The sequence below is a fragment of the Microbacterium sp. OR16 genome, assembly GCF_047306725.1.
In the GTDB taxonomy this organism is placed as follows: Bacteria; Actinomycetota; Actinomycetes; order Actinomycetales; family Microbacteriaceae; genus Microbacterium.
This window is the reverse complement of sequence record NZ_JAZEXK010000002.1, coordinates 144092-160624: the sequence shown is the minus strand read 5'-3', so window position 1 is coordinate 160624 and position 16533 is coordinate 144092. Positions and strand designations below refer to the sequence as shown.

Sequence of the window (16533 nt, the reverse complement as noted above, 5' to 3'; positions counted from 1 at the left end):
GGACATACTCGTGGCTGAAATCCAGGACACCACCGAATTCCCGCAGAACTTCTCGACCTCGAGCCCTGAGGCCGAGGTTCAGGAGTCGGCTCCCCGCCCCGTGCTCTCCGTTCCCGGCGCCGCTGTCGGCCGTCGCAAGCAGGCCATCGCCCGCGTGCGTCTGGTTCCCGGCTCGGGCACCATCACGATCAACGGTCGCACGCTCGAGGACTACTTCCCGAACAAGCTGCACCAGCAGCTGATCAACGACCCCTTCACGGTGCTGAACCTGCAGGGTGCGTACGACGTCATCGCCCGCATCTCGGGTGGCGGCGACTCGGGTCAGGCCGGCGCCCTGCGCCTCGGCATCGCCCGTGCGCTGAACAACATCGACGCCGAGAACAACCGCCCGACCCTCAAGAAGGCCGGCTTCCTCTCGCGCGACGCTCGCGTCATCGAGCGCAAGAAGGCCGGTCTCAAGAAGGCCCGCAAGGCTCCTCAGTACTCGAAGCGCTGATCCGTACAGTTCCTTCTATGGCACTGTTCGGAACGGACGGCGTGCGGGGGCTGGCCAACGGTCAGCTCCTCACCGCCGAGCTTGCGCTCCACCTGGCCCAGGCGACTGCTGTCGTCCTGGGCCAGGGCCGTATTGCCGACGCGCGTCGCGCGGTCGGCAAGCGGCTCACGGCCGTCGTCGCGCGTGATCCGCGCATCTCGGGGCACTTCCTCAGCGCAGCTGTCGAGGCGGGTCTCGCCTCGTCGGGTGTCGATGTGCTGGATGCCGGAACCCTGCCCACACCGGCCGCGGCCTTCCTCATCTCGGATGTCGACGCCGACTTCGGCGTGATGATCTCGGCCTCGCACAATGCGGCGCCCGACAACGGCATCAAGATCTTTGCCCGTGGCGGCGTGAAGCTGCCGGATGTCGTCGAGCAGCGCATCGAGGAGACCATCCACTCCCGCGAGAAGCTGCAGCCCACCGGTGGTGACGTCGGTCGCGTGATCCGGTTCGCGGATGCCGAGGATCGCTACGTCATGCACCTGCTGGCCTCGCTGCCGCACCGCCTCGACGGCATCCACGTCGTGCTTGACTGCGCCAACGGCGCGGCATCCGGAGCATCACCCGAGGTCTTCGCCGCGGCGGGCGCCAAGGTGACCGTCATCGGCGCCGACCCTGACGGTCTGAACATCAACGACGGCGTCGGATCGACCCACCTCGACAAGCTCGCGGCGGAGGTCATCCGCGTCGGAGCCGACGTCGGCATCGCCCACGACGGCGACGCCGACCGCTGCCTCGCCGTCGACGCCGAAGGCAACATCATCGACGGCGACCAGATCATGGCGATCCTCGCCGTGGCGATGAAGAGCCGCGGCAAGCTGGTCGACGACACTCTCGTCGCCACCGTGATGAGCAACCTCGGTCTGCATATCGCCATGCGCGAGCAGGGGATCACCGTGCGTCAGACGGCGGTCGGCGACCGCTACGTGCTCGAAGACATGACCGCCGGCGGCTACTCGCTCGGCGGCGAGCAGTCGGGCCACGTGATCATGAGCGAGTTCGCCACCACCGGCGACGGCCTGCTCACCGGCCTGCACCTGGTCGCCGAGATGGCGCGTCAGAAGAAGTCGATCGCCGAGCTCGCCTCGATCATGACGGTCTACCCGCAGGTGATGATCAACGTGAAGGACGTCGACAAGGACGCCGTCTCGGATCACGCCGGCGTGCAGGCGGCCGTGAAGGACGTCGAGTCCCAGCTGGGCCCCACCGGTCGGGTGCTGCTGCGCAAGTCGGGCACCGAGCCGCTCGTGCGTGTGATGGTCGAGGCGGCGGATGCCGAGACCGCGAACTCCCACGCCGAGTCGCTGGCGAGCACCGTGCGACAGCACCTCGCGCTCTGAACTCGAGCAAGTCGAAGAAGGCGGTCACCTGCGGGTGGCCGCCTTTCTCGTATTCACGGGCAGATGGCCCGTTGGCCGGGAAGACGGGCGCGGCCCCGGCGAGTGGGGACTCTGCGGGGGCCGCTGATGCGGGCCGCTGGGGACAGCTCCGCATCTGACGCGTGGCACTGGGGATGCCGTATCGCGCCAGCGACGCATGTGACAGCGTCGCGCTTTGACTCTATCGGTCAAGCGGGGCGGATGTGCCACCTTCGTGTGCATCCCGCCTGATCTAATATATCAGGATTGCGGTACACGCAAGCGACACGCCGCAGTGATACGGATTCGATACTCAGGTTCATCTGTTTTCATGGGCTCATCCGTGCGGTTCCCAGTTCCGGCGGATGATCGCTCCTCACCGCCCGACAGATCCCCGAAACAGGCTCCCCGTATGCGCTTTCTCCGACGCCGCCCTGCCCAATTGACCCTCGGTTTCGTCTTCGCTCTACTCGGTCTTCAGCTGTCGGCCGCGTCCGCGACCGCCGACGAGGCTGCCTCCGCTCCTGCTGCGGTGCTCTCTTCGTCTCCGGTCGTCGCAGGCTCTGTGCCCGTCGGGGAGGCGTCGTACGACGTGCCGTCCGACGCCGTGCACGTCGTTCCGGAAGGCTCGACGAGCAGCGGGGACGGCAGCGACTCCTCTCCGATCTCGGGCGCCCAGCGCGCGATCGATTCGTCGCCGAGCGGCTCCACCCTCGTTCTTCACGAAGGGACGTACACCGAGTCGCTCGCGGTGCCATTCTCGAAAACGCTCACGATTCAGGCGGCACCCGGCGAGGCCGTCTGGCTCGACGGTGCCAGGAATGTCGACGGATGGTCGCGCTCCGGAGATGTTTGGACGGCCCCCTGGAGCGCGTTCTTCGACTCGCGTGTCTCCTTCAGCGTCGACCAGGACGAGACCAGCTGGTGGGTGAACCCGGCTCACCCCATGGCAGGCCACCCGGACCAAGTGTGGGTCGATGGGGCACCTCTCACCCAGGTGGGCAGTCCCGACCTGGTGACACCCGGCACGTTCTACGCCGATCAAGCCGGCCAGAGGCTCGTCATCGGCGACGATCCGACAGGCCGCGTCGTCGAGGCGAGTGCGCTCGCCAAAGCGCTGAAGATCCAAGGTGAGGGCACCACTGTGCGCGGCCTCGGTGTGAAGCGCTACGGCACAACGACCGCCCTGCTGGGAGCAGTCAGTGCCGAGGTGGACGGAATCACGCTGGAGAACATGGTGATCCGCGACAACGCCACCGTCGGTCTGTTCATCTGGAACGATGACAAGACGATCAACAACCTCACGGTGACCGGCAATGGGCTGCTCGGCATCGGCGTCAACGCCAGTGAGAACCTCTCGGTCACGAACAGCCTGGTCACAGCGAACAACGCCGCGCGATTCAACCACAAGCCGGTCGCGGGAGGAATGAAGATCTCGCGCGGAACCAACGTCACTGTGGCGAACAGCATCTTCTCCGCCAACATCGACTCAACCGGGCTCTGGTTCGATGTCTCGAGCTCGAAGCTGCGAGTGTCGAACAACGTGCTCGCCGACAATGGTCGTGAGGGCCTGGAGGTCGAGCTCAGCAACTCGGCCATCGTCGCCGGCAACCACATCTCTCGCAACGGCAACAACGGCCTGTTCGTCTTCGACTCCGGTGACGTGGACATCTGGAACAACACCTTCACCGGCAACGTCAAGACCATCACCTACATGCAGGATGAGCGTCGACAGCCGGTCGAGGCACTGACGTCCTCGATCCCGTGGGTCACGAGTGACATCGTGGTGCGCAACAACGTCATGGCATACGGCGCCGGGCCCTGCCCAGTGCTCACCCAGGATCTGACCGGCCGCTGGTCCGGTCAGGACTTCGGTGTCGCGCAGGATGCGAACCTCTACCACCGCAGCTCCTCCGCATCGCCGGCAAACTTCGCCTGCTGGGCTGACGGAGCCAAGGGCACACGCGGCTTCCTCGACATCGAGAGCTTCCGAGCGCACACGGGGGGCGATGCTCGATCCGTGCTGCTTGAGGGAGGCGAGATCATCGATCCCGCCACCGGCGCGCTGACCGTGCCGAACCCGGTGTCCACTTATCCGCTGCCTGTGGCGATCGCCGAGTCGATCGGCGTGGAAGCACAGACACCCACCGTGGGCGCCGTGCTGCCTCCTCCCACCGCGCGCTGAAGCAGATGCGCGGCGCCACGATCTGTCCGTCGGCCCGGGGCGGGGCGCCGCGCGTGCGCCGGCTGAGATGACGTGCTTTCAGCCGACCAGGACCATGCGCCGTCGGGCGCGACCTCGGTGGAGGGCATCCTGCAGCGAGACCGCGTGCAGCCCTTGTCGGTGGTATTCGTCCAGGATGTCGGCGAGCAGGGCGGCTCGATCGAAGCGCGCGATTTCGGGGTCGTCGACCCCGTCGTCGGCCCCGGCTCTCGCATCGTGCGCGAGAAGCACAAGGCCTGGGGCGGCGCACGACGTTGCTCGCGCGACGCGCTCGTCGTTCGATGCATCTCTGCCGTCGAGTGCACTCGTGCCCCAGAGCACCGGCGTCAGCTGCGCTGCGCGCACCTCCCGCCAGGTCGACGCGGTGAGGGCACCGTAGGGCGGCCGATACCAGCGGATGCGGCGTCCTGTCTGCGTCTCGAGTTCGCGGCGGCCCTCGCGCAGCATGCGTCGCGCCTCCGCTCGAGGGAGAGCCGTGAGTCGACGGTGGTCGGCACCGTGCAGGGCGACCTCGTGCCCCTCGTCCACGATCCGGCGCAGAATGGCCGGATGCCTTCGTGTTCGGGAGAGCAGGACGAAAAAGGTCGCGGTCGCCTGTCGCTCGGCGAGCAGATCCAAGATCGCCGGTGTCCACTCCGGATCCGGCCCGTCGTCGAGCGTGAGGACCACGACGCGCTCGACGGTCCGCACTCCCGTGATCGAGCGGAACACGGGAGAAACCGAGCGGACGAACGCGGCGAGCGCCGATCGCGCTGAGTGGGTGTGATGTCCTGCGCGACTTCGCCCTTGGCCGTTTTCCGCTCGGGCATACTCCGGCCGCGCGACGCCCACCGCTCCTTCTGCCATCCCGATACCGCGCTGTATCTGGCGCGCGCCCCTCGCACGCATCGACAGCGATCCACGGACCGCACCGACGACGACCCGACCGAAGCCGCGCGCAGTCCACACCAGGCTCTTCCCGGCGGTGCGAAGTCGCGTGCGCAGTCGCTGACTCGCGGTTTCAGCCAGACGCAGATCGATGACGGCCTGCATCTGCCCGTGGTGGCGTGCGCGTGCCAGCGCGAACGCGCGGGTCGCGCGCGAGGGCTGGAGTGGGTCGTCGGCGATGGATGCCGGGCATGCGACCACGCGCATGCCTGCGCGAACGAGCTGCCGGGTGAAGAGTGTGTCCTCCCCGCCGAACAGTCCGAGGGTGATGTCGAAGCTCACGCCGGATGCGCGCACCTGCGTGAGGTCGAGAAGCAGGTTGCCAGCGCCTGCGGCCGCAAGACTCTCACCATCGCGATGCAACGGGCGTGAGAACAGCCCGGATGCTCTCACCCAGGGATCGGTGTCGTGAGGGAAGTCAGTGTTGACGTGACCGGCAACGGCAGCGGCGCCACTTCGCCGCCACGTCTCGATGAGCGCCGCGAGCCATCCCTCCCGGGGCGTCTCGTCGTCGTCCATGAAGGCCAGCAGGTCATCTTCGCGTGTCTCGTCGAGTGCCCTCTGCCGGGCGGCTGCGATGCCGGGACGCGGCTCGTGCACGTAGTCGCAGACGATCTCGCTGCGAGCCCGGCCGACGATCGGCTGCGCGCTTGCCTCGGGGTCGTTGTCGATGACGAGCACCCGGATCTGCGCGGTGAGCGTCACCTCCCCGAGCCTGTCAGGCAGCACCTCCAGCAGCCGGCGGAGCCGATCTGTCCGTCGGAACGTCGGGATGGCGACGACGATGCGCGGCCGGTTCAAACCGCAGCGCTCAGGCGACACGGCGGCGCGATCGCCACCGGCGTTCATCGTCGCCCCCGGCGCAGGGCGGCGGCATGCCGGAAGGCAACCGCATGCTGCGCCCCCACTGCGGTCCACTCCCGGCGCGTGAGGTCGGGCACCGATGTGCGGGGGGCGCGTGTCGCTTCCATTGCGAGCCGGAGATCGTTCGCCTGCAGATCACCCTCGAAGAGATGCACCCACTGGTCTCCGACTTCGTCTGCCAGAGCACGGTTGACGGCGTTGTCCGGAATCAGCACCGGTCGATCGAGGGACAGGGCGGCGAGAACGGTACCCGAGTTGTGCATGTGCCGGTACGGCAGGACCACGAGCTGGGATTCGCTGATCCTCGCGACGAGCTCGGCGTCATCGAGGAACCGGAACGCGAGGGAGATGCGCTCGTCGTCGCCGGCCAGTGACTGCAGCTCGTGCCGCAGCTCGTCGGTGGACGGACGTCCCGCCACCGCCAGGGTGGCGTCGGGGGAGTCCCAGTCGAGGAAGGCTCGGATGAGCTGCTCGACGCCTTTGTATCGGCGGATCAGACCCAGGTACGCGACTCGGCCGGTTCTGGCGTCGTGGCGCGGGTGATGCGCGAACCAGTCGCGATAGTGCCCATGCAGCACAGTGTGGTGCGCTTGCCCGCTCGACACGGGCGTGGTCTCGTTGAGCGTGACGGTGGAGGTGGTGAGCCGGTCTATGCAGGTCAGGAGCAGCCGGTCGATGCGACCCAGTCCCGACGGTCGCTCGAGGTTGTGAAGAGTGCGCACCACAGCCACCCGCGTGATCAGGATGCGCAGCAGGAATGCCGTTGTGAGGAGTCTTCGCGCGACGCGACCCGAACGACGATGCCCGCCCATGAGCAGTTCGGGCCAGTGCACATGGAAGACATCGACTTCTCCGAAGAGCGCTCGGCGCCAGCTGAAGTAAGACAGCTCTATGCCCGGTGTGCGCTGCAGCGACTGGCACAGCTGAATGAGGTAAGGATTCGTGGTCGGCCGGGGGCGGCTGAGCGACTCCATGACGGCGAGCTCGGTGGCCGGCCCAACGGCAACGGCGTCGGCGTACCAGCCCTCCACGAGGGAGGGCAGCCGTGCAGCGTCCCAGCGGTCGTGTGGACGAGCGGGGCTCGCCGCGGAATCTCGCAGCGCCGACGCCAGTCGCCCTGGGAGGTCCCCACCTCTCGCCGCGACCACATGTCCGTTGATCCCGGCGAGCGTAGGCGGGCCGCCGAGATCGAGACACACCACGGGCAGGCCCATTGCACTGGCCTCTCCTACGATCCAGCCGGCCTGATCGTGCATGGAGGGAAACAGCAGGGCATCCGATCCCGCCAGTGTCTGCAGCGTCACCTCGCGGCTCACATGTCCTCGGAAGTCGACGCGCTCGGGTACGCCGAGCGAATGCGCCAGCCTGCGCAATCGCGGCAGTTCGTAACCCTCGCCGAGGACGATCAATCTCCACCCCGAAGCGGCCCGCTGTGCGATCGCCTCGATGGCGAGGGCCGCTCCTTTCCACGCGAGAAGACGCCCGGCGAAGACGGCCGTGTGGCCGTCTTCGCTGCCACGATGCTCCGGAATCTCACCGGTGAATGCCGCGTTGGGCTCGACGACGACGGATCGAGCCCGACGGAACCGGCGAGCGACATCGGGGTTCTGCGCGACGACGATCGCGGCGCGGCGCGCGCTGGCATCTCCCCAGATCCGTCTCGGGATCGCCGTCAGCGTGGTGCGGGCGAGCTCGGTGAGCATGCCTCGACCGCCCAGCCATCGTCTCAGCGGCATGAGCGGCAGCCGGCTGGCGCCGCCCACGGGGCCCCACACCATGGGCACTCCCAGCTTCGCGACTCCGCAGGGCATCCAATCGTTGGCGAACGAGACATGGTGGACCACGTCGAACTCGACCTCGGCGTGCAGACGCTCTGCCGTGCGTCCTGCGAGGCGCTGCCACAGGGCGTAGTACCAGTAGAGATCCCATCCGCGCCGCTTCCAGCGCATGATCCGCTGAGGCAGGTCGATATGCACGACGGTCACGTGTGCGGCGAGGTCGGGGTCAGCAGCCAGAGTCCGCGTCAGCGCATCCCGGAATCGCTCGCGCGTCAGGATCCACACGTCTGCCGACTGCGCAGCCGCTCGAGCAAGTGCCCATCCCGCACTGGCTTCTGGTCCCATCCCCGCGCCGCACGCGTAGGCACTGATCAGCACGCGCCGTCGCGGCCGATGCCGCCTGTCATCCATGCTCACGCGAGGTCCCCTCCTCCGCGCCGGCAGTCCGCATCAGCAGTGCTCCCCAGCACTGCACGTCCTCCCGGGCAAGGCATACTCTATCTGGTGATCTCGCGCCGGCCACGCGGGGAAGGGAGCACGCCGATGGGTGACGAGACGATCGGGGCGATCATGCGGCGTCTCTCCACTGCGCAGAAAGGGCGCGCCAAGGGCGCGCCAGGCTACAGCGTGTATGTGAACAGGCCCGTCGGCCGGGTGTTCGCGGCGGTGGCTCATCGACTGCGGATGACACCCGATGTGGTGACGGGCGTGAGCGCGGTGTTCACCTTCGCGGGCATCGCGATCATCGCGGCCGCGCCCCCGAGCCCTGCCTTGGGGGTGCTCATCTGGCTGCTGCTCGCTGTTGGGTATGCGCTCGACTCCGCAGACGGACAGGTGGCGCGCCTGCGCGGGGGCGGATCAGTCGCAGGGGAGTGGCTGGATCACTTCTTCGACTCGCTCAAGATCGTTGCCCTGCCGCTCGCCACCGCTGTCGGACTGTTCCGCATCGACGATGTGTCTCGGGCATACCTGCTCGTGCCGCTCGGCTTCGCGGTGGTCGCGACCGCCACCTTCTTCGGGATGATCCTCAACGACCTGCTCAAGGTCGCTCACGGAGCAGCCACATCGGCTCAGCGCGGCGGCGGGGGTGCGCTGGCTTCGCTGCTTCGCCTCCCTGTCGATTACGGCATCGTGTGCATGGTCTATCTGCTGTGGGGATGGACTGATGCCTTCCTCGTCGCGTATGCGCTCTTCTTCGCCGCTGCCGTCGGGTTCTGCGCGCTCGCGGCTGTGCGGTGGTTCCGTCAGATGCGCGCTCTGTCACAGTCGGGGGCGTGATGACCGATCTCGCGTCCCTCTCGGTCATCGTCGTGAACTACGGATCGTCCGCGCTTCTCGAGCAGAACCTAGTCGCCACGGCGGCCGCGCTGCCCGGAGCCGAGGTGATCGTCGTCGACAATCGCACCACAGCGCAGGAGGCGGATCTCGTGACCGCGCTCGCCGAGCGGGAGGGATGGCGGGCGCTGCTGCAGGCCGAGAATCTCGGGTTCGGCGCGGGAGTGAACGCCGGTGTGGAGGCGGCCCGAGCAGGGGGGCGCACTCGACATCTGCTGCTGAACCCGGATGCCCGCATCGACGCGTCATCCGTCTCGCTGCTGCTCAACGCCGTCGTCGGGGATGCTCCCGCGATCGCAGCACCGACTGTGCTCGATGGTGCCGGGCGGGTCTGGTCGGCAGGTTCAGCCCTCGACCTGAGCGACGGGTCGACGCACGGCGCCGCCTGGATCGCTCGCAACCCGCACGCCCCCATGCGCCGATGGCTGACCGCCGCGGTGCTCATGGTGAACGAGGCGGCATGGGCACGGACTCGGGGCTTCGACGAGGACTACTTCCTGTACTGGGAGGACGTCGACTTCTCGCTGCGCGTCGAGGATGCCGGAGGCGCGCTGCGCCTGGTCGCCGAGGCGACCGCGGTTCATGACGAAGGTGGCACGCACGGTGGCGGGGACGCCTCTGAACCGGCGAAATCACCGACTTACTACTACTTCAACATCCGCAATCGCATGCTGCTAGCCGCCAAGCTGCTGGATGCCGACGCCGTGCGACGTTGGGATGCCTGCGCGACTGCCGCAGCTTGGCAGATCCTGCTGCGGGGCGGACGCCGACAGCTGATGCGGCCTTGGCGGGCCATTCCACCGGCCTGGCGCGGGCGCCGCGATGGCCGACGGATCGCGCGCGCTCAGCGCTCATCGTGACACGACCGCTGGACGACGCGACCCGGGCGAGAGGGAGCGAGTGAGCTAGAATCGCTCCACCGCTGGGCGCCAGCGCTGTGGGGCAGGGGACAGACGTGCGGGAAGTCGAAGATGCGTCGGTGCGAACGGACCGACGACGCAGATGGGTGTGGATCGCGGCGGTCGTCGTGGGCGCCGCTCTCATCGCAGCCGTCATCGCGTTCAACGCGATGAGCCGAGCTCAGCCAGACGCGGGGTCTCAGGCGAGCTCGAGTCCAGGTCCATCGCAGCCGACGCCGACGGTCACGCGGCCCGCGCCGCCATTGCCGACCTCCACCCCGCTGCCGTCGCGGTCGTCCGACACGATGCCCGAGCTCGCGCCGGTGGAGCCCACCGAGCCCTCCGACAACGATGCCGGACTGGTCGCCGAGATCGTGAAGATGGAAGCTGTGCAGGGCGAGGCTGTGCAAGCGGGAGACATCGCCGGCCCGGCTGTTCAGTTCACGCTGCGCATAGACAACCGGTCGGGTGAGCCGGTCGACCTCGGGCTGGTCGCGGTGAACGCCTACGTCGGTGAACGGCGCACCCCGGCCGTCGGGCTGTCTCGTCCCGGTGGAGCACCCTTCGAAGGCATTCTGCGCGACGGCAAGAGCGCCGAGGGTGTGTACGTGTACAACATTCCCGAGAAACAGCGCGACGACGTCACGGTGACGATCGACTATCGAGCCGGGCAGCCCGCTTTCGTCTTCCGCGGCGAGGTCGGCTGATCGCTGCAGCCTGGTGAGGTCTCTCGTCGAACGCCACGATCGGGTACGCGTCACGCGGAGAATTCGCGTCAGCTCTTGGTGAAACGGGTGCTGGGCTCTATGCTTGCGCTCGACACAGGTCTTCTGGGGGGAAGCGCCTGTGCTGGCGTGTTCATGGGGAACGCCACAGCGCATTCTGGGGAGAAAAGTGCACATCAAATGGGGCGGACGCGTTTCTGCGTCCGAGAACAAGCTCGTCGGACAGCGTCGTCGCGCCGACGGAAGAACGGCATCCACGAGAGGCGATCGCGCGGTATCGGTCATCTCGGTGCTCGCGATGGTCGTCAGCGGAATGCTGCTGGCACCCGCTGCCGCGTCGGCTGACACGGCCCCGCCCGCCGGTACGCCTGAGACGTACACCGCCGATGCGCTGCCGACCGTCCAGGTCGACGGTGTCGTGTACGCGCAGGAAGTGGTCGGTGACACGGTCTACGTCGGCGGCAGTTTCGCCAGCGCCCGGCCCGCAGGTGCGGCCGCCGGCTCGAACGAGACTGCGCGCGCGAACCTTCTTGCATACAACATCAAGACCGGAGCACTCATCGGGTCGTGGAACCCGGGCACGAACGGCACGGTGTTCGACATCAAGAAGTCGGCCGACGGGTCGCGCATCTATGTCGCCGGTCAGTTCTCTCAGGCGGCGGGGGCGTGGCGATATCGCATCGCTGCCTTCGACACCGCCAGTGGTGCACTCATCTCATCGTGGGCTCCGGACGTCAACGCCCGCGTCGACGCCGTGGCAGTGACTGCGTCGGCCATCTATCTCGCTGGAGAGTTCACGACTGTGAACGGAGCACAGCGCACGAAGGTCGCAGCGGTGTCTCCCGCCACCGGCGCTGTGCTCGAATTCTCTGCGAGTGTCGCCGGCGGGTACGGTGCGAAGGGCGTCGTCGTCTCGCCGGACGGCGGGAAGGTGGTCATCGCCGGGTCGTTCACATCTGTGAACGGCTCGACCAATCCCGGCCGCGGCATCACCGCGTTGGACACGGCCACCGGCGGCTTGATGCCGTGGGCGATGAACAGCGTGCTTCGCAACGGCGGAACCGCCGCAGCGATGTATTCGCTGTCGTCCGATGGTGACAGCGTGTACGGCACCGCATTCGACTTCGGCGGGACGAGCGAAGACGGCTTCGAGGGGTCGTTCCGCGCGGACTGGAGCGACGGCCGGCTGGTCTGGATGGAAGACTGCCACGGCGACACCTACGACGTCACCGCCACCGCTGACGCCGTCTACGTCGCCGGGCACCCCCACTACTGCGGCAACATCGGCGGCTTCCCGCAGACCGAACCTTGGAGCTTCCAGCATTCTCTGGCGTTCTCCAAAGAGCCGACTGGGCAGCGGATCACTCCCGACATCTACAACTACCGCAGCTTCACCGGGCAGCAGGCGCCGACGCTTCTGCAGTGGTACCCCAAGTACGTCCCGGGCAACTACACCGGCCAGTCGCAGGGGCCGTGGCAGATCACCGCTGCGGGCGACTACCTGCTCGTCGGCGGGGAGTTCCTCAAGGTGAACGGCGCGTCTCAGCAGGGCATCGTGCGCTTCGCCAGCAAGGCGGTCGCGCCCAAGAAGCAGGGGCCCCAGGTGCAGGGAGGTGCCTGGCCGCTCAAGGCGGTGTCGTACCAGACCGGTGTGAACCGGCTGACCTGGAACGCGAACTACGACCGCGACAACGCGAAGCTGCACTACCAGCTGTTCCGGCAGGACATCGGCATGAGCACGCCGATCTACGAGGCCGACGAGGTGTCGAACTTCTGGACCACGCCGGCGATGAGCCACCGCGACACCACGGTCACACCGGGGAACACCTACAGCTACCGCGTGCGGGTCACCGATCCGGACGGCAACTGGACCCAGGGCGACTGGACGCCGGTGACCACCGCGACGGCCGGAGTCTCCACCGCGTATGACGATGCCGTCCTCGACAGCGCACCGGTGGATTACTGGCCGCTCAACGAGACCTCGGGCACCACCGGGCTCGATTGGGTGGGCAGCGATGACCTCACGGTCAATCGCGCGACCCGAGGAGCGAGTGGTCCGATCCTCACGCAGCCCACCACGGCCACGACGTTCAGTGGCAGCTCCGGTTCGATGGCGGTCACGTCCACACCGTCGACGGGACCCCAGGTGTTCACCGTGGAGGCATGGTTCAAGACGAACAGCACCCGCGGCGGCAAGGTTGTCGGATTCGGGTCCTCCGCCACCGGGAACTCGTCGAGCTATGACCGGCACGTCTACCTCGACAACTCGGGGCGAGTCACCTTCGGTGTGTACCCGGGAACCGCGCGGACCATCACCTCGGCCGCAGGATACAACGACAACGCGTGGCACCACGTCGTCGCGTCGCTCGGCCCCGACGGGCAGCGGCTCTTCATCGACGGCGCGAAGGTGGGCGAGCGCACGGACACGACGTCCGCACAGGCCTACAGCGGGTACTGGCGAGTGGGCGGCGACAACCTCAACTCGTGGCCGAGCGCAGGTGCGAGCGCGTACCTGAGTGGAACCATCGCCGGGGTCGCGGTCTACGACCGGGTCCTCACGCGTGAAGAGGTCGATGCGCACCGGGTCGCCAGCGGGCGATCGTCGGCGCTGGCGACCGCTCCGTCCGATGCTTACGGCAAGGCCGTCTTCTCTCTCGACCCGACGCTGTACTGGCGACTCGGTGAGACGGGGACGACCGCCACAGCCGCCGATTCGGGGATGAACGGATCGACCGGAACGTACACGGGCACGAGCAGCCAGCTGGTTCGCGGACAGGCGGGCGCGCTGACCGGCGTCTCGGACACTGCGGTCCGCTGGGCACCTCCGCTGAGCACCTCGACGGTCAGGCTCGCCGGAACGCAGCAGTTCGTCAATCCGCAGATCTTCTCCGCAGAGGCGTGGTTCAAGACCACCACCACTGCGGGCGGCAAGATACTGGGCTTCGGTGACCGCAACACTGCGCTGAGTTCGAACAACGACCGACACATCTACATGTCGCCGGACGGAACCTTGAACTTCGGCGTCTACAACGGCAGTCAGCGTGTGATCCGCACGAGCGCGGCATATAACGACGGCTCGTGGCACCACGTGGTGGGGGTGCTCTCACCTCAGGGCATGTCGTTCTACGTCGACGGAGTGCTGGCGGGCACCGACCCCACCAGCACTGCCCAGAACTACAACGGCTACTGGCGGGTCGGCAATGACACGGGCTGGGCGGGCGCGACGACGTTCACGGGCACGATCGACGAAGTCGCCGTCTACAGCACCGCCCTCACACCCGATCAGATCGACGAGCACTTCCAGGTCGGGCGCTTCAGCACGGTGAATGAGAGCCCGAATGCAGCGTTCACCGCGATGCCGACCGACCTCACGGTTGCGTTCGACGCCTCCGCCTCGGCGGATGTCGACGGTTCGATCGCCTCGTACGCGTGGAATTTCGGTGACGGCGACACGGGAGAAGGCGCGACGCCGTTGCACACCTACCGCTCCGGCGGCACCTACGAGGTGACGTTGACCGTGACAGATGATCGCGGCGCGACGGCGACCACTGCGCAGACGGTCACGGTACGCGGTGCGAACACACCACCGACAGCCTCGTTCACCGTCTCGGCCACCGACATGAGCGTTGCGCTCGACGCGTCCGCGTCGGCAGACGCCGACGGCACGATCAGCACCTACTCGTGGGCGTTCGGCGACGGGCAGGTAGCGGCCGGCAAGACGGTGTCGCACACCTACGAGACCGCCGGGGACTACACGGTGACGCTCACCGTCACCGATGACCGTGGCGCCAGCGCCACCGCGACTCAGCCAGTGACGGCGACCCCTGCCCCGAACGGCGCGCCGGTCGCGGCGCTGAAGGCGACGGTCGCCGATCTGACGGCGGCGTTCGACGCTTCTGCGTCTCGCGATGCCGACGGCACGATCGTCTCGTATGCGTGGAACTTCGGTGATTCAACGCCGGGGGCGACCACGACGACGGCGAAGACCAGCCATGAGTACGCCTCTCCGGGCACTTACACCGTGACAGTGACTGTGACCGACGATCGCGGCGGCACGGACGCAGCCACGGTCGAGGTGACGGCGACAGCGCCGCCGCAGTTCACAGTGATCGCATCTGACGACTTCGACCGTTCGGCGACCGCGGGCTGGGGAACGGCTGACAAGGGCGGCGCGTGGTCGGCGGTCGGAGGCTCATCGAATTTCTCGGTCACCGGCGGGTCGGGCAGGATCGTGTCGAACAAGTACGACACGCGCACGGCTCTTCTGAACGGCGTCTCTGTTCGGGATGTCGACGTCACGGCCCGCTTCGCGGTCGATCGCACCGGAGCCGGGTACTCGTGGACCCTGCTGGGTCGGTACGTCTCCGGTGACAACTACGGCGCTCGCGTGCGGTTCGAGTCGGGCGACACGATGCGGATCTACATCCTCCGGGGAGAGAACGCCATCGGCAACTCGTACGTGCTCAGCGGCAAGTACGCCGCCGGCGACGAGCTGTCGGTGCGTCTTCAGGTGACCGGGGCATCGCCCACCACGGTACGCGTCAAAGTGTGGCGCTCCGCGGACACGGAACCCGCGGCGTGGCAGCTCTCCGGCACCGACTCCACGGCGGCGATGCAGAACAAGGGCTCGGTGGGTCTTCTCACCTATCTCGGCGGCTCTTCTGCAACGAACACAGCCACGATGGACCTGCACTCCCTGCTGGTGGTCGATCCCACTGCACCGGCCGCACCGAACAAGCCACCCGTGGCGTCGTTCACATCGGCAGTCGCGGGGATGAAGGTGAATGTCGACGGTGCGGCATCGTCTGATCCTGATGGCACGATCCAGTCGTACGACTGGTCGTTCGGCGACGGCGGAAGCGCCATCGGCGCACAGGCATCTCACGACTACACCACACCCGGCACCTACACGGTGAAGCTCACCGTGACCGATGACCGGGGCGGCGTCGCCGAGAAGACGGCCGAGGTGACTGTGGCGCCTGCGCCGAACCAGGCGCCCGTCGCGTCGTTCACTGCAACAACCAGCGACCTGACAGTCGCCGTCGACGCCTCCGCCTCGGCTGATCCGGATGGCACGATCCAGTCGTACGCCTGGGCGTTCGGTGACGACGGCACCGGCACAGGGCGCACGGCGACGCACACGTACGCCACTGCGGGAACCTATACCGTGACCCTCACGGTCACCGATGCGGCCGGCGCCACGGCATCCACCACTCAGCAGGTCGTCGCCACCGCACCTCCGGCCGTGACCACCCTGGCATCCGACGCGTTCGAGCGCACCGTGCCGGCGGGCGGTTGGGGATCAGCCGACACGGGTGGTGCGTGGGCTCTGTCGGGCGGCGCTGCGGCGTATTCGGTTTCAGATGGGAAGGGACAGGCCGCTCTGGCGCCGTCGCACACGCGGTGGGCCCGGCTGCCGCTGTCGAAGACCGACGTCACCGTGCGCGTCACGGTGTCGGCCGATGCGGTGTCGGCGGGCGGCGCGAGCACGGCCAACGTCATCGGGCGTCAGGTCGGCGCTTCGAACTACGCCGCTCGGGTGCGGTTCGAGGCCGGTGGGGCGGTGCGACTGTATCTGCTGCGAGATGAGATCTCACTCGGCTCGTACCTCATGCCCTCGTTCACCTACACGCCGGGCACGACGCTGAGCGTCGCTCTGAGTGTGAGCGGCACCGGGCCGACGACGCTGGGCGCGAAGGTGTGGAAGAGTGCGGAGCCCGAGCCGCCGGCATGGCAGCTGACGGCCACCGACTCGACTGCTGCGCTGCAGGCCGCGGGAACCATCGGCCTCATGAACACGGTGTCGTCTGCATCCTCGGTCGCGACGACGAAGTTCAGCTGGGATGACCTGACTGTCACCGCTCCGTGACAGCAGCGACGAAGCG

Annotated in this window: 9 protein-coding genes; 7 read left to right on the top strand and 2 right to left on the bottom strand. The window is 67.5% G+C overall.

What is annotated here, in order from left to right:
- Nucleotides 1–10 precede the first annotated feature (10 nt).
- The 3 genes from rpsI (at nt 11) to V2S05_RS11325 (ending at nt 4081) form a co-directional block, all read left to right on the top strand.
- Nucleotides 11–496 (top strand): 30S ribosomal protein S9, encoded by a 486-nt coding sequence (gene rpsI / locus V2S05_RS11335; protein ID WP_099195945.1) that lies wholly within the window; start codon nt 11–13, stop codon nt 494–496.
- Nucleotides 497–513: 17 nt separating this feature from the next.
- The gene (gene glmM, locus V2S05_RS11330; protein WP_413635432.1) at nt 514–1878 is read left to right on the top strand and encodes a phosphoglucosamine mutase; all 1365 of its coding nucleotides are present in this window, start codon (nt 514–516) and stop codon (nt 1876–1878) included.
- 430 nt (nt 1879–2308) lie between these two features.
- A complete protein-coding gene (locus V2S05_RS11325; RefSeq protein ID WP_413635430.1) occupies nt 2309–4081 on the top strand; it encodes a right-handed parallel beta-helix repeat-containing protein in 1773 nt (590 codons plus the stop codon).
- Between the two features lie 78 nt (nt 4082–4159).
- Here the strand turns inward: V2S05_RS11325 and V2S05_RS11320 are convergent, their stop codons facing one another.
- Entirely contained in the window at nt 4160–5896 is a 1737-nt protein-coding gene (locus V2S05_RS11320) for a polysaccharide deacetylase family protein (protein WP_413635429.1), read from the bottom strand.
- Nucleotides 5893–7896 (bottom strand): glycosyltransferase family 4 protein, encoded by a 2004-nt coding sequence (locus tag V2S05_RS11315; protein ID WP_413635428.1) that lies wholly within the window; start codon nt 7894–7896, stop codon nt 5893–5895. The genes V2S05_RS11320 and V2S05_RS11315 overlap by 4 nt, the downstream gene beginning before the upstream one ends.
- A 336-nt stretch (nt 7897–8232) precedes the next feature.
- Here V2S05_RS11315 and V2S05_RS11310 point away from each other — a divergent pair, with 336 nt between their 5' ends.
- The 4 genes from V2S05_RS11310 (at nt 8233) to V2S05_RS11295 (ending at nt 16517) form a co-directional block, all read left to right on the top strand.
- Nucleotides 8233–8967 (top strand): CDP-alcohol phosphatidyltransferase family protein, encoded by a 735-nt coding sequence (locus V2S05_RS11310; protein ID WP_413635426.1) that lies wholly within the window; start codon nt 8233–8235, stop codon nt 8965–8967.
- Nucleotides 8967–9884, top strand: a complete 918-nt coding sequence (locus V2S05_RS11305) for a glycosyltransferase (protein ID WP_413635425.1) — start codon at nt 8967–8969, stop codon at nt 9882–9884. The genes V2S05_RS11310 and V2S05_RS11305 overlap by 1 nt, the downstream gene beginning before the upstream one ends.
- A 119-nt stretch (nt 9885–10003) precedes the next feature.
- Nucleotides 10004–10630 (top strand): hypothetical protein, encoded by a 627-nt coding sequence (locus V2S05_RS11300; RefSeq protein WP_413635424.1) that lies wholly within the window; start codon nt 10004–10006, stop codon nt 10628–10630.
- Nucleotides 10631–10817: 187 nt separating this feature from the next.
- On the top strand, nt 10818–16517 hold the full coding sequence (locus V2S05_RS11295; protein ID WP_413635423.1) for a PKD domain-containing protein: 5700 nt from the start codon (nt 10818–10820) through the stop codon (nt 16515–16517).
- Nucleotides 16518–16533: the final 16 nt, after the last annotated feature.